This window comes from Bradyrhizobium elkanii WSM2783, assembly GCF_000472865.1.
Lineage (GTDB): Bacteria > Pseudomonadota > Alphaproteobacteria > Rhizobiales > Xanthobacteraceae > Bradyrhizobium > Bradyrhizobium elkanii_A.
Window position 1 is genome coordinate 1 of the sequence record NZ_AXAP01000015.1, and the last position, 20,568, is coordinate 20,568.

Consider the following 20,568-nt stretch of genomic DNA (forward strand, 5'->3'; position numbering starts at 1 on the left):
CTTCGTGCTCTCCTCGGTGACCGGGCTTTCTTGCCACCGTCGCCCTTAGGGATGTTTCCATCCCTTAAGGACTTAGCGCCAGCGTCGGGGCGCCAGGACCACACGACTTCGCCGTCCGCGAACAACCGCGCTCGTCTTTCGCGAGCCGTCGCGTCCACCGCATCTCACCGCGCGTTCGTGACGTTGCGCAACGCCCCTCTCATCGGGTGAGACGCGCGGAGTTAAATCACTGATTTGCCCGATGACGGAAGCGGAATGTTTTTCGCGCGAAGACTGGACGGGCCAAATCATGTTGTAATCGCAGGCGAATTTTTCTCCTCGTCATTCCGGGGCGTCCGAAGGACGAGCCCGGAATCCATTTCTCCACCTGCGCCCGCCGTCCGACGGATTCTCTGATGTGCATTCCACATCATAGCTCGCGACTTTGTCGCGCCCCGGAATGACGAGGAGGAGAGAATTCGCGCTACCACGCGTTTTGATGCGCCCGGCAGCCTTGCATGGCCGTGGGTTGATCCGCTGTGGCGGCTGCCGTAAGCGTCGGCGATGACCAAGCCGACCATCGGCCCCGATGCTTCAATCCAAAAATCGGATGCGAAACCAGCCCTGCTTGGGGTCGCCTGCGGCCTTGGCGCAGCGTTGTGCTGGGCGCTCGGCTTCGTCTCGACACGGCACGGGCTGAAAGTCGGATTCACGCCCGCGGACCTGCTGATGCATCGCTACGTGTGGTCGGGCATCGCGTTCCTGCCGCTCGTGCTTCGCGCCGGACTAGGCAATCTCTGCGGCATCGGATGGGGTCGTGGACTGGTGCTGATGGTGCTCGGCGGACCCGTGATGTCGATCATCAGCTATACCGGCTTCCTGTTCGTGCCGTTGGGGCATGGCAGCCTCATCCAGCCTTCCTGCGCGACGCTCGGCGGCCTGTTTCTCGCCGCCGCTTTGCTGAAGGAGCGGGTTTCGTTTTCGCGGGTGTTCGGTGCGGTCGTCATCGTCGGCGGCCTTGCCGTGATCGGGGCTGAATCGATCGGCCATATCGGGCCCCACGGCGTGCTGGGCGACCTGATCTTCGTCCTGACGGGATTGATGTTTGCGGTCTTCGGTGCGCTGCTGCGCCATTGGCGCGTCTCCGCCTTCTCCGCGGCCACCGTCATCAGCGTGCTGTCGCTCTTGCTCCTGCCGGTCTATGCGGCATCCGGCGGGCTCGGCCGCGTGGCGGCGCTGGGCCTCGGCGAAAACGCGCTGCAGGCCCTGGGGCAGGGGATCCTGGCCGGTCCCGCGGCGCTGTATCTGTTCGCATTTTCGGTCCAGCTCCTCGGCGTCGCCCGCGCCGCGGTCTTCCCGGCGATGGTGCCGGCACTGACCCTGCTCGTCGGCTGGCTCCTGCTCGGCGAGCCCCCGACGGCGCTGCAGGCGACGGGGCTGGTCCTGGTGCTGTCCGGATTCTATCTGGCGCAACGCCAGCGGTAGAGGATCATCCGGTAGTTCGGCGACAGCGCGTAGGATGGGTGGAGCGAAGCGAAACCTATCATCGTCACGGATCGCAGTTGATGGGTATCGCTTCGCTCCACCCATCCTAAGGGCTGTTACGGGTAGACCGGACATCGTCGAGAGGTGGCCAAACCGACATAGATGACCCTTGACAGACTGGACCGCGAGCGTTGGGCAACCTTTGACCGAAGGCAGGCGCGGTTTTTGAGGCCCGATCGTTCTAGTTTTTTGTGTTGAAAGAAAGTGTCAGCACATTGCTTTAGCGCGCAACTTCTGCCGTGTTGTATGGTGCCACTACCACCCAAGCTAGTAAATTTGAACTCGGGGACAACATGGCGGTCAAAAATCTCCCTCTTGGGTTACTTGAGGTTAATCGAGCCAACGACCGACACGGCGAACTTGAAAACGAGACTGCTGCAATCGCTTGGTTGTTCGCAGAGCGTGAGCAGCACATGCGTAATCTCACAAAGGATATCGTCAATTGCGGCGAGATCTACGAGATGCCGCTTGTCTCCCCGGAGAAGAGCAAATTCATCGTATTCGATGGCAACAGGCGCGTAACTTGCCTAAAGCTCCTCGAAAATCCGCGCCGAGCACCAACGACTGAGCTTCAGATGTTCTTTCGGGAGCAACGGGCGCTTTGGAACGGAGCCTTTCCTGAGAACGTTCAGTGCCAAATTGAAGCTGACCGAGATCGTATCGATGAAATTCTTTACCGACGGCACACTGGCACTCAGAGCGGTGTGGGCCAGAGCACGTGGGACGACAGGATGAAAGCGATCTTCGTCGCTCGCACGGGCAAAGGTACTGGCCCGAGCGTTGCCGACGAGATCGAGAAACGCTTGATGAATGCACATTTGCTCCCGGCTCGCGGTAAGATTCCTCGCTCCACGCTTAATCGACTACTCTCAGCAGAGCCGTTTAGAAATCGAGTCGGTTTCACCATGACGGGAGGCCGGTTTGAATTCACACACGACGAAACTGTATCGCTCGCAGCACTAGCTCGGATCGCAGGGGATTTATCGCGCCGCGAAATCGTGTTGGGAGACATTTGGGATGTAGATGGAAAGGAAAGCTACCTCAATCAACTTGAGAAAGAAGGTGTTCTTCCGAACCAGTCTCATCTAGTCAAGCAGAATGACGGCGCAACGACCAAGTCAAAAGCCGCTAGGGCGAAACCATCAGCTAAGGCCACTCCGACAGCCCGCAAAACGCTCATTCCTCAAAAGAACTTTGGTCTGAGCTGGCCCGGGCGCCTTCAACGACACCATCAAATATGGGAAGAACTTCAGTTCTATCTTGAACTGAAGAAGCATCCCAACGCAATTTCAGTACTGCTGCGAGTTTTGATCGAATTGTCGCTGGAGAACTATATCGGGGCCGAAAACGTTGCAGTTCACGAAAATGATAAGCTCGCGAATCGCTTAGAGAAAGTCGGCCACCATCTCGAAGCTGCTGGCAAAATCGATAACAAGCAGATGACGTCATAGGCATATTTGCAGTCAGCGTGCTTTGAGAGATCTTCGTAATTGTCGAAGTGCATACCTACGATGGACAGGTCATATATGCGCCCGACGAACTCGTGATTATCGGAAGGAAGAATATACTGCTTGAGAAATCTTGTGGCCACGCGGGTTACTTTCAGATCTGTATCCGTCTCGTTGCCGTTCGTCGGAACGTCGAACGTGCCATCTTGGTAAGTGCCGCTGATGGCAGCCCCTGGCCCAGGTCTGAATATGGCCCATAGCTTAGGGCCTTTCGTCCATCCGGACGTCGGCTCGTCAGCGTAGAGCGGATATAGTTCGGATCGATCGCCATTGTCCCGACCCATCGACTTCCGAAATGAAAAGCCCCGCCGTTGCTGGCGGGGCTTTGTGCGTTTCAGGCTAGGGGGCCTGCTTTGCCGCCATTGGGGAACAAACTTATAGGGAACCAACTTTGCAACGGCTGCAATGGCCAATAAGGTCTGAACTGCATAGGATCATTGCGCGATCACGAACACCCGGTCGTACTTCCGCACGTATCGCACTTCATGCACGTGCCGTTCCGCACCAGCGTGAAGTTGCCGCACTCCGAGCACATCTCGCCTTCGTAGCCCTTGGCTTTCGCTTCCGCTCGGCGTTCGGCCTTCGTCGGAGCAACCGCAGCGGCGGTGCCGGCCTTGCTCCAGTGCCCGACCTTCTCCGCAGGCGAGAGGTCGTGCTCCGTCTCCTGCTTCAGCGCGACTGCGCCTTCGATGGTGTCGGAGACGCGGGATGCGCCTTGCGAGGAGAGGGCGGTGACGCGGGAGCCGCCGGCGGGAGCGTTGTCGGCGTTTTGGCTGACCGCGGTCGAGCCGCCGCGCATGACGACGAGGTTGTCGGTGCGCGAGCGGGTGAGGCCGCGTGACAGGTACTTCGTCGCCTGGTGTTGCGGCCCCTCAGGCTCCTTGCCTTCCTCGACGCCCTTGCCGAGCGCGTCGAAGCCGCTCTCGGTGGGATCGACATGGGCGAGGTCGAAGCGGGCGAGATAGCTCACCGCGAGCTCGCGGAAGACATAGTCGAGGATCGAGGTCGCATACTTGATGGAGTCGTTGCCCTGCACCGGGCCCGCGGGCTCGAAGCGGGTGAAGGTGAAGGCGTCGACATATTCATCGAGCGGCACGCCGTATTGCAGGCCGAGCGAGACCGCGATCGCGAAGTTGTTGATGAAGGAGCGGAGCGCGGCGCCTTCCTTGTGCATGTCGATGAAGATCTCGCCGAGGCGGCCGTCGTCATATTCGCCGGTGCGCAAGTAGACCTTGTGGCCGCCGACCACCGCCTTCTGGGTGTAGCCCTTGCGGCGATCCGGCATCTTCTCGCGCTCGCGCATCACCACGATGCGCTCGACCAGCTTCTCGACGATCTTCTCGGAGACCTGCGCGGCACGTGCGGCCATCGGCTTCTCGTACAGCGCCTCCACCGCATCGTCCTCGTCCTCATCATCAGAGATGAGCTGCGAGTTGAGCGGCTGCGACAGTTTCGAGCCGTCGCGGTAGAGCGCGTTGGCCTTCAGCGCCAGCTTCCAGGACAACAGGTAGGCGGACTTGCAGTCCTCCACCGTGGCGTCGTTCGGCATGTTGATGGTCTTGGAGATCGCGCCCGAGATGAACGGCTGCGCGGCCGCCATCATGCGGATGTGGCTCTCGACCGAGAGATAGCGCTTGCCGATCTTGCCGCAGGGGTTGGCGCAGTCGAACACCGGATAGTGTTCGGCCTTCAGATGCGGGGCGCCTTCCACCGTCATCGCGCCGCAGATGTGCACGTTGGCCGCCTCGATCTCGCGCTTGGAGAAGCCGATGGCCGACAGCAGGTCGAAGCCGGGGGCGGCGATCGCCTCCGCGCCGATGCCGAGTGTGTCGCGGATGAAGTCCTCGCCGAAGGTCCACTTGTTGAAGGCGAACTTGATGTCGAACGCGGTTGGCAGCGCCTTCTCGACCTTGGCAATCGCCTCGTCGGTGAAGCCTTTTGCCTTCAGCGTGGAGGCATTGATGCCCGGCGCGTTGGACAGCGAGCCGTGGCCGACAGCGTAAGCCTCGATTTCCGCGATCTCGCTCTCGCGATAGCCGAGCGCGCGCAAGGCTTCCGGCACCGCCTGGTTGATGATCTTGAAATAGCCGCCGCCGGCGAGCTTCTTGAACTTCACCAGCGCGAAGTCGGGCTCGATGCCGGTGGTGTCGCAATCCATCACCAGGCCGATGGTGCCGGTCGGCGCCACCACGGTGGTCTGGGCGTTGCGATAGCCATGCTGCTCGCCGAGTGCGAGCGCATCGTCCCAGGCCCTGGTCGCATGCGTGACGATGTCGGCTTGCGGGCAGGAGGCGTGGTCGAGGGGCACCGGGTTGACCGCGAGCGCCTCATAGCCGGCCGCGTTGCCGTGCGCGGCGCGGCGGTGGTTGCGGATCACCCGCAGCATGTGGGCCGCGTTCTTCTTGTAGCCGGGGAAGGTGCCGAGCTCGGCCGCGATCTCGGCCGAGGTCTTGTAGGCGATGCCGGTCATTACGGCGGTCAGCGCGCCGCAGAGCGCGCGGCCTTCCTTGCTGTCATAGGGCAGGCCCATGGTCATCAGAAGGCCGCCGATATTGGCGAAGCCGAGGCCGAGCGTGCGGAATTCGTAGGAGAGCTCCGCGATCGCCTTCGAGGGGAATTGCGCCATCAGCACGGAAATCTCGAGCACGATGGTCCAGAGCCGGCACAGATGCTCGTAGGATTCGATGTCGAAGCGCTTGGTGGTGGTGCTGTAGAAGGTGAGGAGGTTCGCGGACGCGAGGTTGCAGGCGGTATCGTCCAGGAACATGTATTCCGAGCACGGATTGGACGCACGGATGTCGCCGGACGCCTTGCAGGTGTGCCAGTCGTTCATCGTGGTGTTGAAGTGCAGGCCCGGATCGGCCGAGGCCCAGGCGGCGTAGCCGATCTTCTCCCAGAGATCGCGCGCCTTCAGCGTCTTCGTCACCTTCCTGTTGGTGCGGGCGATCAGGTTCCAGTCGCCGTCGGTCTCGACCGCGCGCAGGAAGTCATCCTTCAGCGATACCGAGTTGTTGGAGTTCTGGCCGGAGACGGTGAGATAGGCCTCCGAATCCCAGTCGGTGTCGTAAACGTCGAACTGGATGTCCTTGTAGCCTTGCTTGGCGAACTGGATCACCCGCTTGATGTAGTTGTCGGGCACCATCGCGCGGCGCGCGAGCTTGATCTCGCGGCGCAGGGCAGGGTTCTTCTCGGGATCGAAGCAGTCGTCGCCCGAGCCTTCGCAGTTGACGCAGGCCTTCAGCACCGCCTTCAGGTGCTTCTGGTTGATCTTGGAGCCGGTGACGAGGGCGGCGACCTTCTGCTCCTCCTTCACCTTCCAGTCGATATAGGTCTCGATATCGGGGTGATCGATGTCGACCACGACCATCTTGGCCGCGCGGCGCGTGGTGCCGCCGGACTTGATCGCGCCGGCGGCGCGGTCGCCGATCTTGAGGAAGCTCATCAGACCCGACGAGCGGCCGCCGCCGGACAGCTTCTCGCCTTCGCCGCGCAGGCGCGAGAAGTTCGAGCCGGTGCCGGAGCCGTATTTGAACAGGCGCGCCTCGCGCACCCAGAGGTCCATGATGCCGCCGTCGTTGACGAGATCGTCCTCGATGCCCTGGATGAAGCAGGCGTGCGGCTGCGGGTGCTCGTAAGCCGATTTGGACTTGGTCAGCTTGCCGGTCTTGTAGTCGACGTAATAGTGGCCCTGGCCGGGGCCATCGATGCCATAGGCCCAGTGCAGGCCGGTGTTGAACCATTGCGGCGAGTTCGGCGCCACCATCTGCTTGGCGAGCTGGTAGCGGATCTCGTCGAAGAAGGCCTGCGCGTCTTCATCCGAGGAGAAGTAGCCGCCTTTCCAGCCCCAATAGGTCCAGCAGCCGGCGAGGCGATCGAACACCTGCTTGGCCGAGGTCTCGCCGACATAGCGCTCGCTGTCAGGCAACAGCGCCAGCGCCTCGGTGTCGGGCACCGAGCGCCACAGCCAGGAGGGGACAGTCTCCTCCTCGACCTTCTTCAGGCGCGCAGCGACGCCGGCTTTACGGAAATATTTCTGGGCGAGCACGTCGGAGGCGACCTGCGACCAGAACTCGGGCACCTCGACATTTTCCGCACGGAACACGATGGAGCCATCGGGATTGCGGATCTCAGACGTGGTCAGCCTGAAATTGATCCCGGCGTAAGGAGATTGTCCCGCAGTGGTGTTGCGCCGTTCGATATGCATGCGTCGTGCCCCGTCTTCTGCCCGGCCCCCATTGCCGCAGGGGTGATCCGGAAATGTTGTTCCTAGAGCGAGTCCCTGGTCCCATCCTTCCGTCCAAAGGGTGGGGGGGCCAGAGCCCCGCAAGCTCAGCCGGTGGACCGGCCTGTTTCTCTCGATCGCCGGTATCGGCTGGCACCGATCCGGCGACGGCACGTCCCTGACCGGCCCAGGCGGACCGTTCGGGTCATGCGTTCAACGCCTCAAAACTCGTAACGCGACAGGTCACCAATGGGCCTTTTCCGACCCGTTATTGGCGTCCCAAAATGCCCGGGAAATTCCGGGAGGAATTTCCGAAATTGCGGGCAGCAAAGCCCTTCACCCGCAGCCTGTTCGGCTGACGGAGTGGTCGTTCTGGACCCTTTTGGGAGCGACCGGCGGGGACCCGAAACACACTCGCGCCGAACAAAATGAAAGCTAGGCCAAGTCCGTGACGCCCGTCAAGGATTAGTACGAGTTCCTGAATCAAATACTAAATATGGTGGAAAAGGGAGGATAACAGGGGCCGTGCCGCGCCTGTGACCCGGCCAAGTATCAGTGAGTCCTGAAGGATTCCCAAGAGAAAAAAATCTCATGTCGGCTGTGGAACAACGGCTTCGCCCGCTTTTCACAGGGCAGGTATTTTTGGCGTCTGACGGATTGAATTCCGAAGACTCACGTGAGCTTACGGGGAAGTTACGGACAGGTATGCTGGCGGGCGCGTGGTCGGCCGCCCAAATCGAAGGCATGGTCGCCGCCGATTCCATTCCCTGCCGGGCTTCATGACAGAATCAAAACCGAGCGCGCGCGGCCGACTAGCGCCTGCGGGCTTCCTGTTCCTCGCCGTCACGTCGGTGGGCTGGGGCTTCAACTGGCCGGTGACGAAGTACCTGCTAAGCGAGCTGCCGCCGCTGACGCTGCGCGGCTCGACCGGTGTGATTGGGGCTGTGCTGCTGGCTCTGCTCGCGGTCGTTCGCGGGCAGAGCCTGTGGGTCGGGCGCGAGATGTGGCTGCGCTTGATGCTGGCGTCGCTACTGAACGTCACCGGCTGGATGGTGCTGATGGGCCTCGCACTGCTCTGGCTGCCGGCCAGCGAAGCCGCGCTGATCGCCTACACCATGCCGGTGTGGGCCTCGCTATTGGCCTGGCCGGTGCTCGGCGAACGGCCGACGCTGCTGCGCACGATCGCGCTGGTGATGGCGTTCGCCGGGCTCGCCGCCATCATGGGCGGCAACGGAATTGCCGCGAGCCGCGAAAAGCTGCCGGGGATCATCATGGCGATCACCGGCGCCTTCGGCTTTGCGCTCGGCACGGTGCTCGCGAAAAAGCTGCCGTTGAAGATGACACCGATCCCGGCGGCGGCCTGGCAGATCGGGCTCGGCTGCCTGCCGGTGGCCGTGGCCGGTCTTCTCGTCGAGACCTCGCATTTCGATCGCGTGACGACGCTCGGCTGGTGGCTGCTCGTCTATTCGATCCTGATCCAGTTCTGCATCGCCTATGTGAGCTGGTTCGCCGCGCTCAGGCGGTTGCCGGCCTCGATCGCGGCGATCGGCACCATGGCGGTGCCCGTGATCGGCGTGGTGGCGTCCGCCATCGCGCTGGGCGAGCCGCTCGGGCCGACGCAGGTCGCAGCGCTCATCTTCACGCTCGCCGCCGTCGTGCTGGCCACGCGATCGTAGCTGATCGACCCCTTGTGTCGTTACTTCAAAGCGCGCGTCGATGCCGCTGATTGACCGAGGCATTCGTTGACGGTGGTGATCAGCGCCTCCGGCGTGAAAGGCTTGCGCAGGCAGCGCGCGGCGCCGAGCTCCAGGGTCATGCGCAGGAAATCCGGCGCACGCTCGGCGTTGGCGAAGGCGTAGCCGGACATCGCGACGATCGGGATCTCGGGCGCGCGCTCGTGAAAGATCCGGATCGATTCGAAGCCGCTCATATGCGGCATGAAGACATCGATCAGCATCACGTCGAAGCTTCGATCCTCGAGCGCGACCATCCCGGCTTCGCCGCCGTCGGCGACGGTGACGTCAAACCCCTTGCGCTTCAGACAGACCTCGATGGCGGCGCACACCATGGGGTCATCATCGACCACGAGAACGCGCGGCACGATGGATCCTCTTGTTGCGATGATATCTGCATATGCCGACCCGCACGGCCGACTGTTTGATTAAGGCGGAAGCGCGATAGCACGTCTGCAAGATGCCGTGCATATGAGATTCGCTTACAGCCGAATTTATCTTCTCAACAAAAAGGGCGGCTTTCGCCGCCCTTTTTCACGCGAAAGGAATCAGCCGGTCAGGGGCAGGGATGACGCTGACCGTCATAACCGAGATAGGTTCCCGACGCCGGGTCATAGGACTTGTAGCGCTGCTGGCAGTAAGCGACGTCACCGCCGCCAGGCGCGACCGCAACCGCGGCGCTGTCATCGTAATAGCCGTCGTCGTAGTAGCTCGGTGCGTATCCATAGCCGCCATAATAGTCGTCGTAATAGGCGCTCGACGCGAGGGCGCCGCCGATCACGGCACCTGCAGCAATACCAGGCCAGACTCCGTAGCCGCGGTGACCATAGCCGCCGCGCCAGCCGGGCCGATACGCACCGCTCCACCCGGGCCGGCCACCACTCCAGCGAGGATTAGCAACCGCGCCGCCGCGGAAGGCGGGAGCGCCCGCGAACTTGGTGCCAAGGCCGGCTCCGCCGCCGGCAAAGCTGCCGCCTCGGAAGCCACCGCCGCCGCCGCCGCCGGCAAAGGCGCCGCCCCGGAAGCCGCCGCCTCCACCGGCAAAGCCGCCGCCGCGGAATCCACCTCCACCGCCTCCAATGGCCGCTCCGCCGCCGCCGACCCGCCCGGCCGAGAACTTGGTACCCTGCGCAAAGCCTTCGCTCGGCACCACGAGCGGCAGCACCAGCGCGAGCGCCGCGGCGGTGCCTAAAATCTTGAGATTGATCATCATTGGGACTCCATCTGCGGGACATGGCCCAACCCTTTCCGGGGGCCGGCGTTCCCGAGCCTCGCGCCACTTCATTGCGCGGGGTCTCAGCCTGTCAGATAAGAACTGTATGGCGAATGAACGGGTTAGACCGAATTCCGCGACAATTGGCCGCCAACACTGCGCTGTGATGTTCCGCTCTGGGGCACAACACGTGCGGCAATCTGGACAATTCGATCCGCCGGTGGCATCACAGCCCAACGATCCCGAACCGGCCGGCGCTTCATGAAACAATTCCTGCTCAAATTCTTCACGTGGTGGAACGGCCAGACCTTTGGCACGCAGCTCTGGACCTGGCGGTTCGGCGAGCTCGTCGGTACGGACGAGCAGGGCAATCGCTACTATCGCACCCGGGGCGGCAAGATCGATCCGGTGCTGCATTTCGAGCGCCGTTGGGTGATCTATAACGGCTACGCCGAAGCCTCGCGCGTGCCGCCATCATGGCACGGCTGGCTGCATCACGTGGTCGACCTGCCACCGACCGAAGAGAAATACACGCCGCGGGAATGGGAAAAGCCGCATGTGCCGAACATGACGGGCACGCCGGCGGCGTACCGTCCGTCCGGCTCGACGCTGGCGAGCGGCCGTCGCCCGAAGGCGACCGGCGACTACCAGCCCTGGACGCCCGCAGGCTGATCAACCTCATTCGTACGTTGTGCGAGCGCGCAATTGCGCGTGCAGCGCACGCGTGCCTGTGAACAGCGGTAACAGCGGGGACGAGCAACACGACCTCCTTGCACGTCACGCGCGATCGGAGCTCAATAGGAGCATCTTACGGAGATGGATGACCATCGCGTCGGATCGGGCTCCAGAATCGCGACTGCCCCGATGAGCAGCGGCCTCCGAGTGGGATGCGGCCGGGACATAGGCCCCCCGGTGCAGACGTCCTGAAATCGCCCGTTAATGTGAGGCCACCGTAAGACAGGAAAGGCCGCCCGGGAAACCTGGCGGCCTTTTTCTTTGCGTTGAAATTTATGCGAGCCGTGCCGCGGCGCGGGCGATCATCTCGCCGCGGCGCGCCTGTGACGATGCCATCTTCTCTTTCATGAAGGCGAGGATTTCGGCCGGCGCGGTGTCCGGCGAGCCGGCGTTGAACGGCGGCTTCGGATTGTATTCGAGCCGAAGCTGGATCGCTTCCGCCGTCCTGCGGTCGACGAGTTCCGACACCAGCGTCAGCGCGAAATCGATGCCGGCGGTGACGCCGCCCCCGGTGATACGGTTGCGGTCGATGCAGACCCGCATCCGCGCCGGGATCGCGCCGAACGCGCCAAGGAAATCGATCGCCGACCAGTGCGTCGTGGCGCGATAGCCCTTGAGCAGACCGGCGGCGCCGAGCACGAGCGAGCCGGTGCAGACCGAGGTGACATACTTTGCGCCCTCGGCCTGCTTGCGCAGGAAAGCGAGCATCTCCTCATCGTTTGTCATGTCGTCGGCTCCCATGCCGCCGGGGACGCAGATCACGTCGAATTGCGGGCAGTCGGCAAAGCTGACCGTCGGCATCAGCGCCAGCGCGGTGTCGCTCGGCACCGGTTCGATCCGTTTCCACACCAGATGCACCTTGGCCCCGGGCACGGAGGAGAACACCTGCAGCGGACCGGTGAGGTCGAGCTGCGTCACCTTCGGAAACACCAGAAGTCCGATCTGTAGCGGGCTGGACATGGGAGCACCTCAATATCCGTTGACCGCGACAGAATGGCATGGCGGCCTCATGTCCAAAATGGCATAATTCCCTCATTTCCGGACAATCGGTGTCCTAAAGAGTATCTTGGAGACCGACAGGAGAAGGTCAGATGATCGGCGTCCTCATCTTCCCCGAATTTCAATTGCTGGATGCCGCCGGCCCGATCTCGGTCTTCGAGATCGCCGCGCGCTCTGCCGACAATCCGCCCGCGCTGAAGGTGATCGCGGTAACGCCGGGGCCGGTGCGTTCGTCCTCGGGCGCCGAGATGCTCGCGCGAGGGCTGCGACCGTCAGCGGCGATCTCGACCCTGATCGTTGCGGGCGGCGAGGGCGTACGTATGGCGGCGAGGTGCGCGAAGACGCTGGCATTCGTGCGCATGCTGGCCAAGCGCGGGGTGCGCATCGCGAGCGTCTGCTCGGGCGCCTATATCCTCGCCGAAGCCGGCCTGCTCGACGGCCGCCGCGCCACCACGCATTGGCAGCGGACCAAGCATTTCGTTTCCGCCTATCCGAAAGTGAAGCTCGAGCCGGATCGCATCTTCACCCGCGACGACAACATCTGGACCTCGGCCGGGATCAGCGCCGGGATCGACCTGGCGCTGGCGATGATCACGGAGGACTATGGCGAGGAGATCGCGCAAAAGACCGCGCGGCACCTCGTGCTCTATCACCGCCGCAGCGGCGGCCAGTCGCAATTCTCCTCGCTGTTGGAGTTGAAGGCTGCAAACGGCCGCTTCGGCCCGCTGCTCGCCTGGGCGCGCGAGCATCTCGATGCGCCGCTGACGGTCGAGGACATGGCGGAGAAAGCCGGCATGAGCTCGCGCCACTTCACCCGCGCCTTCGTCGCGGAGACCGGCACGACGCCATCGAAAGCGGTGGAACGTTTGCGCATCGAGGTGGCGCGGCAGCGCGTGCAGTCCTCGGGGGAAGCCATCGAGCGCGTCGCGGAGGCGACCGGCTTTCGCGATCCCGAGCGGATGCGCCGCGCCTTCATCCGCGCCTTCGGCCAGCCGCCGCAATCGCTGCGGCGGGCGGCGAGGGCAGGATAACTGCCCGCTCGGTTACGCGTTGAGCTGCTTCAGCCATGCGCCGATATCGCTTGCGGCGACATTGGCCTGATTGAGCAATTTGCCCATGGTGAAAAAGCCGTGGAATTGGCCGGGAAAGTGCTTGTAGGTCACGGGCACGCCGGCTGCCTTGAGGCGTTCGGCATATTCGTCGCCTTCATCGCGCAACGGATCCGCGCCGGCGGTCAGCACATAGGCCGGCGGCAGGCCGATCAGGGTCGTCGCACGCGCCGGCGACGCGCGCCAATCATGCGCGTCAGCGGCGCTGCTGAGATAGTGATCGCGAAACCAGCGGATGACGGAGTGGGTGAGGAGGATGCTGGTCTCCGGCTCGCTGTGCGAGGGATGCGTCATCGCGAAATCGACTGCCGGATAGATCAGCACTTGTCCCGCGATCGCAGGACCATTGCCGTCGCGCGCAGCGATCGCCACGACCGCGGCGAGATTGCCGCCGGCGCTGTCACCGCCGACGCAAAGGCGCGCGGCATCGATGCCGAGCTGCTTCGCGTTTGCCGCCACCCATTTCGTCGCCGCGATGGCATCGTCGATGGCCGCAGGGAATTTGTGCTCTGGCGCGAGACGGTAGTCGACGGAGATCGCGATCAGCTCGCCTTCATCGGCAAGCTTCCGGCAGACCACATCATGGGTGTCGAGATCGCCGATCACCCAGCCACCGCCGTGGAAGAACACCAGCGCCGGTGACAGGCCGTCCTTCTGGCGCAGCTTCTTGGGCCTGTAGACCCGCGCCGGGATCGTGCCGTGGGGCGCGGGGATCGACAGCGGTTCGACCTGTGCCAGCTCCGGCGGCTCAGGATTGCTGACAAAGCGCGCCTGCGAATAATACGCACGCGCTTCCGGGGCGGTCAGCGTTTCGTAAGCGGGGCGGCCAGCCTCCTGAAAGGCCTTGAAGACGGCGGCGGCATCGGGATCGAGAACGATAGGCATATTGGGGACGGGCTTCCTCTGAATCATCCGGTCCGGTTTTCCGGATTTTTTGCTGTTTTCCGCGTGGCGGTCCGCAGACCTCGGCGAGTGCTGGAACTATCTCATGGGGCAGGGAGCCTGACCAGTGGCGGAGGCCCGCCCTTTCCCCGCCGGAAACGGCGGGTTGGACACATGTGCTTGTTTTTTAAGGGTTGTTTTAATTCTGGCGCTGCGCGGTCCCGGAAACGGTCCCGGAAACGATTGGTTTTCGGGACCGACTCAGTTTGACGCCCAGCAAGTTGTCGAACGTGCGCGGCGTCTCGTGCCGGTAGGTCTTGCGGATAGTCTCAACCGACACGCCGCAATATTGGCTCACCAGTTCGATATCCACGCCCGCGTCAAGGTACCACGTGATTGCGGTGTGGCGCAGCGTGTGGCGCACCACCTTGCGGCGCTTGTCGTCAGTCCCGAGCCCAGCCTTCTCAACGAGACTTTCCCAGCCATCGTGAACGCGCTTCACGGGCTTGCCCATGAATTCGACAACGGAGTGGTTAGAGATGCCAAGCCGCTTCCAGCGACGCATGTGCGCAAGCAGGCGAGGCGGCAGCGGCACCGTCGGCTGCTGCTTGCTGGTCGCCTCCTTGTTGTCTGGCTTGCGCTTGAAGATGCCGCGATCCAGGTCAACATAGCCGCGGCCGATGGTCGGGATTACGGCGGCGTTGCAGATGTCGCCGTTGCGCGAGCCAGTGTAGAGACCGACAAGGATGTATCGCGCGAGATGACGCAGCGTGTGGCGACCTTTGCTGGTCGCTAGTTTGGTCGCCTTGCGATATCGCCAAGCGGTCCACAACATTTTCGCGGCCTCGCCGCGCTCTAAATAGCGCTCGCGAGACTTTGGCGCGGGCGGTAGCGTCGCACTAAACTTCGGCTGGATGCCGCCCTTGGTTTTCTTAACGCAACGATTGATCGCCGCCTGCAATAACTTCAGATCACGAAACGCTGATGCGCCGGTCTCTGTTAAGCGCTCTTCGGCGTACCGTTCTTGCAGCGCGCCATCGAGATCGCCGATGGTGTAATCGGCAAACCAATTGCCGATGCGCTGTATGGCAGAGATCAGTTGGTTCTTGTACGTCTGATCGATGTTGCGCTTACTGATGTGTCGAATTTCGAGCGAGCAAACGTCGGTGATCTTAATCGTGTTTACGTCGTTAGCGCTCAGCGCCTTCTTTGGGTCGTGCTTTTTGGTGATGTACGCGGCGAGGGCTTTTTCAGCTCCTGCGCGATCATGTTCATAGCATCCCGTGCCAGCGTCTTTGTCGCCGTCGCGGATGATCCACATGGTTTCTCTACCGGCACGCTTCTTTTTGCGGAGGTAGGGCGGCTTGCTTGGACGCGGCATGACGATCTCATTTCCTCTATAGCGGCAAGCGTGACGTAATACTTGCCAGCGATCAATTCGTGCGACACTTGCCCGGTGACAACCAACCTACGCAAAGCAGAAACTGACATCGAGCCATCAGGGAAAGCCAATTGAGCTGCTACTTCGAGGCGCAATGGCGTTGACGTAGTGATGTCAGTCGGTGCTGGGATTTTGGAACGCATCACTCAACTCCCACTATATATAGGGCAAAATGCCCGCTATCAACCGTCCCGGTAGTTCTTTGATTTTGATCAGTTTTTGCCGCGCGATGCGCGGCCACCAGCATCACCGAGACGATCGCGCTCAGCGCCAGATAGAGCTTCGGTGCGGTGATCATGATCATAGCTTTCGCACCACCGGGATATCCAGCAGGGCCATATAGTTGCAGCCGCGCTGCCGGATGTTGGTCAGCACGTTGCAGCGGTCGCAGCTGCCGTACTCGTGGAAGGTGTTGGGGGTTTCCATGGTCAGCCGGGCGCCGCAGCCGGCGCAGGTGAATTTCTGGAAGACCGTGGCGCCCATGGCAATTCGCTCATCGGCCTGGCGCCGGACTTCTTCAAACGGATAGTCCTGATACTCAGTCGCTGTCGCCATTGAACTGCCTCGACGCTGGAATCTTGCTGCCGATGTTCTGATGCAGTTGATCGATGAACCAGCCATAGACCTGGCGCTTGGCATCGTTCGAAACGATCACGTCAAGCACCCGGTGAATATTGCTGCCGAACGCGCCAAGGATCACGGTGACCGGCGTGTCGTCCGGAAGCCGTTCCAGAATGTCACCGATATCGTCGGTGAGTTCGGTCAGTAGCTCACAGAGCGCTTCACGCTCTCGTTGCGTCATCACTGGCATGAGGAGTCTCCCTTGCGTGATTGGAACGCGTGCGCGCCAGCAATCGCATGACGCGGTTGGCTTCACTGATGAAGTCGTGGCGATGACAGTGCTCGCCGTCTTGTCGGCACTGATCGCCGCAGCACAGGGCGATCAATAGGTCGGTGTAGATATCGTGAGTCATGTTCCGTGAAGCCAATTGAAGAAGGGTTCAGGCGACGGGGACGAAGTCGCCGAGCGCCAGCCGGATCTCGTTGTCGTATTTGCGGCAGGTGTACATGATCGTCGTATGATCGCGGTCGAAGGCGCGACCGATCCGGCGCCACGACGCGCCCGAGACCACGTGCGTAAACGAGATCAAGATCTGACGGATATGGATGATGCGCCGGCCGCGGGACCTTGCGCGGAGATCGTCGACCTCGACACCGAAGGCGCGGGCGCCGGCATTGCGGCACGCCACCGTCGCAGACCAAGAGGGACAACCGTCGATACGGCGATGCACTTCGGCGAGCGCCCAGGCCAGGCGCTCGGCGTCGGTGGTCAGTTCAAGGCGATAGGAAAAGGGAGCGGGGGTCGCGGGCTCGGCGAGTTTCAGTAGCATCGGTAGCCCTCCTGCCGTTGTCGCTCTTGGGAGGCGACTTCACGCAGGAAAGATTAACCGACGATACTTGTCAACGAAATTTCACGCTCGATTGAAAAGTTCAACCGGCGGGATATCAGAGCGGGTGCACAACAGCCATAACGCGACCGATGATCCGCTTGTCGGGGAGCTGGGTCGTGCCCCATACCACGTTGGCGCCGTCGGCATCGCCTTGCAGATAGACACCGGGTTCGTTGTCGATCCCGGTGCGCGATTGATCGACGATTGCATAGTCGCCGCGCTCTAGTTTGGTTTCGCCCTCCGACCAGCTCGCCACCACGCGCATCACCATGACATCGGTAGGCGAGCAATTGAGACCCTTCTCTAACGTCGTGTGGGAAATCATCCAGTGGCCGAATTCGTGCGCGACGCTGAATTGGGCGGTCTGCCAATTCGTGATCAGTCGGGCAAGCTTCCGATAATTGTTGACCTCAGGAACGCGCTGATACGCTTCATCTATAGCGGTGTTGTGCGCTTCCGTCGTCGTCGGGCGGCGCTCGAGGGTTGTCATTGTGGCCGCAGTCAAACTGCTTTTGCCAGCACCTGCGGGGACCTCAATGTTAGCGAAGTCCGGTGGCGGCCCTGACCCGGTCAACAGCCAATCCAAAGACACCTTTGTCATCTCAGCAAACTTGATCAACTTGCTGATCGGAATGTTTTCCACCGCGCCGGTCTCCCACGTCGAGAGCGCATTACGGGACATATTGAGCCTTTCGGCGATCTGATCGGCATGCAGTTTCCGCCCCAGCCGAACCGCTTTGATGCGGTCGCCGATACGGTTGCCGGCTAGGAGCCTGGCTAATTCTGCGATCGGGCCGGTCATTAGATCGTCAGGAGCGTCGGAGGGCATCAAGTTCCTCTTCAATGGTGGTGGATAGCTGTCTTCACGCTTGGCTGATTTCGGCTTATCCCTGATGCCTCACCAGCAAGCGAGGCGAGGCGATGCCGAAGCGGAAGGCAAATGCCGTGATCGAGGCGATCCGGACCCAGCGCGGGCTGGCGGCCAAACTGGCAAAAGTGTGCGGAATCTCGCGGTCGGCGGTCTGGAAATGGCAGCAAGTACCGGCCGAGCACGCCCTGGCAGTCGCAACGTTCCTGCAGCTGAAGCGCCATGAAGTCCGGCCTGATCTCTACCCTGCCAACCTGCCCGAAGAACGGGTAGGTGCCTAACGACTCTGTCATCTGCACTGAAGACCTATGTCAACTTTTTCTCACGGTCAACTAACCATTGCAATGCCAGATGAAAAATTCCCAACCCGCGATCCCACTGCCGCCTCCCGTCCGGGTTGGGAAGAGTAAGTCGCGCAATCGCAGTTACCTCGGCGCGCCCAGCGAACACCAGCTCCAGGTGCGGGTCCTCGAAATTCTCGCCTACACCAAACGTCCCGAGATTTTTGTTTTTGCGATTCCGAACCAGAGCAACCGGCATATCCGCAACGCAGTGCGGATGAAGGCCGAAGGTCTTCGGTCGGGCATCGCCGATCTCTGCATTCTGTTTCCACGCGACGAAGGGTCGGTGGCCTGGCTCGAGCTAAAGAAGCGCGGCGGATCGCTCACCGACGAGCAGAAGGGCTTTCGCGCGATCTGTCAGCGGCTCGGGATCCGCTGGGCCGTGGCGAAGTCGGTCGAAGAAGCGCTCGCCGTGCTGCAGGGCTGGGGCGTGCTCAAGCCTGGCGTGGTGATTCTATGAGCCAACGCGCACGCGATAGTCACGACAACGATTGCCTTAAGGCGGCGCGCCGGTTCGTCAACTGGTTCGACGCGCATGAGGATCGTTTGCGCGAGCAATTTATCGAGGCGGATTTCTATGAGTTGCAGGAAATTGCGGATCGTTGTCGGGAGCAACTGCGATGACGCTGTTCCGCGATTCCTTATCCGACAAGTTGACCCAGCCTGATCCAACACTGACCCGGCAGGCGCGCGCGACCTATCCCGGCATGGCGCACTTCGCCGGCACCTATGGCGACAGCAACATGACCTGCCGGCAATGCCTGCACTGGGAGCACCGCGCTTACGCCTATCACAGCAAGAACGGCAAATACCACGGGCTGATCAAGCCGGCGCCGTGCCGCAAATACCGGGCGATCACCGGCAAGACCGGCCCTGCGGTGCCCGACAATGCCGAGGCTTGCAAATATTTCGAGTGGAATGTCGCACATCCGCGGAGGTTTGCCCAATGACCGACGACATCACCGCCAATTACCACGGCGGCCATCCGCGCAGCGTCGAGGCGCACGAGGCTACCAAGCCGCGCAAGAACACGGACTATATCCGGATTCTTCAGCTGCTGCGCCAAGAGCCGGCGGGTCTCACCTGCGATGAAGCCGAGATCCTGCTTGGCATGCGCCACCAAACCTGCAGTGCGCGCTTCTCTGACATGAAGCGCAAGGGTTGGTTGGTGACGCGCGGCAAGCGCAGGACGCGGTCGGGCTGCAGCGCCGATGTGCATTTCGAGGCGTCGACAGCATGAGCAACAGCTTCGAACGATATGCGGCGATGGCCGCGCCGCGTCGCGCCAAGCGGGTGCGCGCGGTGCGGTCGGAGTCCGACGCACCGCCGGTGCCGAGCGCGCTGGAGCAAGAGCAGCGCGATAACACCGCGCAGTTCCAACGCTACCAACGGGCGCTGCGGACCGAGAGCGCCGCCATGCTGACCGGAGAGCACGGCGCGGACTACCGGAGCTTGCTGGCGCTATTGAACCGGCTGACGCCGCAGTGCTCGCGCGAGCTGCTGGACTATGTGAAGGGCGCACGCTGGATCGCCGCCTGCAACCTCGAACAGAAACAGACCGTGCTGTCGATGATCGACATGGCGATCACCCGCGCGCGCGTGTGCGCCGGCCTGCCGCCATTCGACGACGCATTACCTGGTGAAGCCGACAACGTCTTCCTGATCATTCGAAGAGAAATCATCCAGGAGTTAAGCACATGAAGATTATCTCGGCCTCCGAACGATTACAGGAAGACAAGGGCGTCAAGGCGTTGATCGTCGGCCCGGCTGGCGTTGGCAAGACATCGCTGCTGCGTACGCTCAATCCGGACAACACGCTGTTCGTCGACTTGGAAGCCGGGGATTTGGCTGTGCAGGATGTTGCGGTCGACAGCGTTCGTCCCGATACCTGGGAAGCCTGTCGTGACTTGGCCTGCTATCTCGGTGGCCCCAATCCGGCATTGCCCGACACCGCGTGCTATTCGCGCGAGCATTATCGCGAAGTCCTCAACACGTTCGGCTCGACCAACACCCTGGCCAAGTATCATACCTATTTCATCGACAGCATCACCGTCGCCGGCCGGCTGTGCTTTCGGTGGTGCGAGCAGCAACCGGAATCCTTCAACGAACGTGGCAAGAAGAATGTGCTGGGCACCTACGGCTTGATGGGCCGCGAGATGGTCAACTGGTTGGTGCATCTGCAGCATGCCCGCGATCGGAACGTCATTTTTCTCGGCCTGCTCGAAAAAGAGCTGGACGACTTCAAGATGGTACATTGGGAGCTGCAGATCGAAGGCTCCAAGACCGGCAAGGAATTGCCGGGCATCGTCGATCAGATCATCACCATGCAGTTCATCGACTTCGGCGACGGCAACCCGGTTCGCGCGTTTGTGTGCACGCAGCCGAACCCGTGGGGCTACCCGGCGAAGGACCGCGCCGGCCGGCTCGAGCAGATCGAAGAGCCGCATCTCGGCAAGCTGCTGAGCAAGCTGACGGCGAACACGCCGCGCAAGCCGCTTGACCACACCCTTTCCCCAGCAACCGAAACCCAGGCAGCATAGGA

The 20,568-nt window shown here is 62.0% G+C and carries 23 protein-coding genes; 12 read left to right on the forward strand and 11 right to left on the reverse strand.

Annotated elements, in window-relative coordinates:
* Positions 1-543: 543 nt before the first annotated feature.
* Together YY7_RS0115550 and YY7_RS56540 are read left to right on the forward strand one after the other, a co-directional pair.
* Entirely contained in the window at positions 544-1,464 is a 921-nt protein-coding gene (locus tag YY7_RS0115550) for a DMT family transporter (RefSeq protein ID WP_028164068.1), read from the forward strand.
* A 353-nt stretch (positions 1,465-1,817) separates the two neighbouring features.
* Positions 1,818-2,975 carry a hypothetical protein gene (locus YY7_RS56540; RefSeq protein ID WP_155255188.1) on the forward strand — a complete coding sequence of 386 codons (1,158 nt, stop codon included), beginning with the start codon at positions 1,818-1,820 and terminating at the stop codon, positions 2,973-2,975.
* A gap of 502 nt (positions 2,976-3,477) precedes the next feature.
* Here YY7_RS56540 and YY7_RS0115560 read toward each other — a convergent pair.
* Positions 3,478-7,236, reverse strand: coding sequence for a vitamin B12-dependent ribonucleotide reductase (locus YY7_RS0115560; RefSeq protein WP_028164069.1), 3,759 nt, complete (start codon positions 7,234-7,236; stop codon positions 3,478-3,480).
* A gap of 797 nt (positions 7,237-8,033) precedes the next feature.
* Between YY7_RS0115560 and YY7_RS0115570 the strand changes: the two genes are divergently transcribed.
* Positions 8,034-8,930 (forward strand): DMT family transporter, encoded by an 897-nt coding sequence (locus YY7_RS0115570; RefSeq protein WP_028164071.1) that lies wholly within the window; start codon positions 8,034-8,036, stop codon positions 8,928-8,930.
* A gap of 20 nt (positions 8,931-8,950) precedes the next feature.
* Here the strand turns inward: YY7_RS0115570 and YY7_RS0115575 are convergent, their stop codons facing one another.
* Together YY7_RS0115575 and YY7_RS0115580 are read right to left on the reverse strand one after the other, a co-directional pair.
* The gene (locus YY7_RS0115575; RefSeq protein ID WP_035690207.1) at positions 8,951-9,355 is read right to left on the reverse strand and encodes a response regulator; all 405 of its coding nucleotides are present in this window, start codon (positions 9,353-9,355) and stop codon (positions 8,951-8,953) included.
* A 188-nt stretch (positions 9,356-9,543) separates the two neighbouring features.
* A complete protein-coding gene (locus tag YY7_RS0115580; RefSeq protein ID WP_349642658.1) occupies positions 9,544-10,200 on the reverse strand; it encodes a BA14K family protein in 657 nt (218 codons plus the stop codon).
* A 261-nt stretch (positions 10,201-10,461) separates the two neighbouring features.
* Between YY7_RS0115580 and YY7_RS0115585 the strand changes: the two genes are divergently transcribed.
* A complete protein-coding gene (locus tag YY7_RS0115585) occupies positions 10,462-10,872 on the forward strand; it encodes an NADH:ubiquinone oxidoreductase subunit NDUFA12 (protein WP_028164074.1) in 411 nt (136 codons plus the stop codon).
* 336 nt (positions 10,873-11,208) lie between these two features.
* On the opposite strand, the gene YY7_RS0115590 is transcribed toward YY7_RS0115585, so the two are convergent.
* On the reverse strand, positions 11,209-11,895 hold the full coding sequence (locus YY7_RS0115590) for a DJ-1/PfpI family protein (RefSeq protein ID WP_028164075.1): 687 nt from the start codon (positions 11,893-11,895) through the stop codon (positions 11,209-11,211).
* A 131-nt stretch (positions 11,896-12,026) separates the two neighbouring features.
* Between YY7_RS0115590 and YY7_RS0115595 the strand changes: the two genes are divergently transcribed.
* On the forward strand, positions 12,027-12,965 hold the full coding sequence (locus YY7_RS0115595; protein WP_028164076.1) for a GlxA family transcriptional regulator: 939 nt from the start codon (positions 12,027-12,029) through the stop codon (positions 12,963-12,965).
* Positions 12,966-12,977: 12 nt separating this feature from the next.
* Here the strand turns inward: YY7_RS0115595 and YY7_RS0115600 are convergent, their stop codons facing one another.
* The 5 genes from YY7_RS0115600 to YY7_RS0115625 all read right to left on the reverse strand — a co-directional run bounded on the left by YY7_RS0115600 (position 12,978) and on the right by YY7_RS0115625 (position 16,177).
* Positions 12,978-13,928, reverse strand: coding sequence for an alpha/beta hydrolase (locus YY7_RS0115600; RefSeq protein ID WP_028164077.1), 951 nt, complete (start codon positions 13,926-13,928; stop codon positions 12,978-12,980).
* A gap of 196 nt (positions 13,929-14,124) precedes the next feature.
* On the reverse strand, positions 14,125-15,246 hold the full coding sequence (locus tag YY7_RS51685) for a tyrosine-type recombinase/integrase (RefSeq protein WP_080663703.1): 1,122 nt from the start codon (positions 15,244-15,246) through the stop codon (positions 14,125-14,127).
* Between the two features lie 262 nt (positions 15,247-15,508).
* On the reverse strand, positions 15,509-15,670 hold the full coding sequence (locus tag YY7_RS60350; RefSeq protein ID WP_155255189.1) for a hypothetical protein: 162 nt from the start codon (positions 15,668-15,670) through the stop codon (positions 15,509-15,511).
* The gene (locus YY7_RS0115620; protein ID WP_028164078.1) at positions 15,667-15,921 is read right to left on the reverse strand and encodes a hypothetical protein; all 255 of its coding nucleotides are present in this window, start codon (positions 15,919-15,921) and stop codon (positions 15,667-15,669) included. Before YY7_RS0115620 ends, YY7_RS60350 begins: the two co-directional genes overlap by 4 nt.
* Positions 15,905-16,177: a hypothetical protein gene (locus YY7_RS0115625; RefSeq protein WP_155255190.1), complete on the reverse strand. Its 273-nt coding sequence runs from the start codon at positions 16,175-16,177 to the stop codon at positions 15,905-15,907. Before YY7_RS0115625 ends, YY7_RS0115620 begins: the two co-directional genes overlap by 17 nt.
* A gap of 16 nt (positions 16,178-16,193) precedes the next feature.
* On the opposite strand from YY7_RS0115625, the gene YY7_RS64400 reads away from it, so the two are divergent.
* Entirely contained in the window at positions 16,194-16,316 is a 123-nt protein-coding gene (locus YY7_RS64400) for a hypothetical protein (RefSeq protein ID WP_283807004.1), read from the forward strand.
* 51 nt (positions 16,317-16,367) lie between these two features.
* Here the strand turns inward: YY7_RS64400 and YY7_RS0115635 are convergent, their stop codons facing one another.
* Together YY7_RS0115635 and YY7_RS56545 are read right to left on the reverse strand one after the other, a co-directional pair.
* On the reverse strand, positions 16,368-16,757 hold the full coding sequence (locus tag YY7_RS0115635) for a helix-turn-helix domain-containing protein (protein ID WP_028164080.1): 390 nt from the start codon (positions 16,755-16,757) through the stop codon (positions 16,368-16,370).
* A 115-nt stretch (positions 16,758-16,872) separates the two neighbouring features.
* A complete protein-coding gene (locus YY7_RS56545) occupies positions 16,873-17,646 on the reverse strand; it encodes a helix-turn-helix domain-containing protein (RefSeq protein ID WP_080663705.1) in 774 nt (257 codons plus the stop codon).
* A gap of 92 nt (positions 17,647-17,738) precedes the next feature.
* Here YY7_RS56545 and YY7_RS0115645 point away from each other — a divergent pair, with 92 nt between their 5' ends.
* The 6 genes from YY7_RS0115645 (at position 17,739) to YY7_RS51695 (ending at position 20,566) form a co-directional block, all read left to right on the forward strand.
* On the forward strand, positions 17,739-17,966 hold the full coding sequence (locus YY7_RS0115645) for a YdaS family helix-turn-helix protein (RefSeq protein ID WP_035690211.1): 228 nt from the start codon (positions 17,739-17,741) through the stop codon (positions 17,964-17,966).
* Between the two features lie 70 nt (positions 17,967-18,036).
* A complete protein-coding gene (locus tag YY7_RS0115650) occupies positions 18,037-18,486 on the forward strand; it encodes a VRR-NUC domain-containing protein (RefSeq protein ID WP_028164082.1) in 450 nt (149 codons plus the stop codon).
* A 160-nt stretch (positions 18,487-18,646) separates the two neighbouring features.
* Positions 18,647-18,976: a hypothetical protein gene (locus YY7_RS0115660; RefSeq protein WP_028164083.1), complete on the forward strand. Its 330-nt coding sequence runs from the start codon at positions 18,647-18,649 to the stop codon at positions 18,974-18,976.
* A complete protein-coding gene (locus tag YY7_RS0115665) occupies positions 18,973-19,266 on the forward strand; it encodes a hypothetical protein (protein WP_028164084.1) in 294 nt (97 codons plus the stop codon). The genes YY7_RS0115660 and YY7_RS0115665 overlap by 4 nt, the downstream gene beginning before the upstream one ends.
* Positions 19,263-19,727 carry a hypothetical protein gene (locus YY7_RS0115670; protein WP_028164085.1) on the forward strand — a complete coding sequence of 155 codons (465 nt, stop codon included), beginning with the start codon at positions 19,263-19,265 and terminating at the stop codon, positions 19,725-19,727. Before YY7_RS0115665 ends, YY7_RS0115670 begins: the two co-directional genes overlap by 4 nt.
* Positions 19,724-20,566, forward strand: a complete 843-nt coding sequence (locus tag YY7_RS51695) for an ATP-binding protein (RefSeq protein ID WP_035690214.1) — start codon at positions 19,724-19,726, stop codon at positions 20,564-20,566. The genes YY7_RS0115670 and YY7_RS51695 overlap by 4 nt, the downstream gene beginning before the upstream one ends.
* The last annotated feature ends 2 nt before the right edge of the window (positions 20,567-20,568 follow it).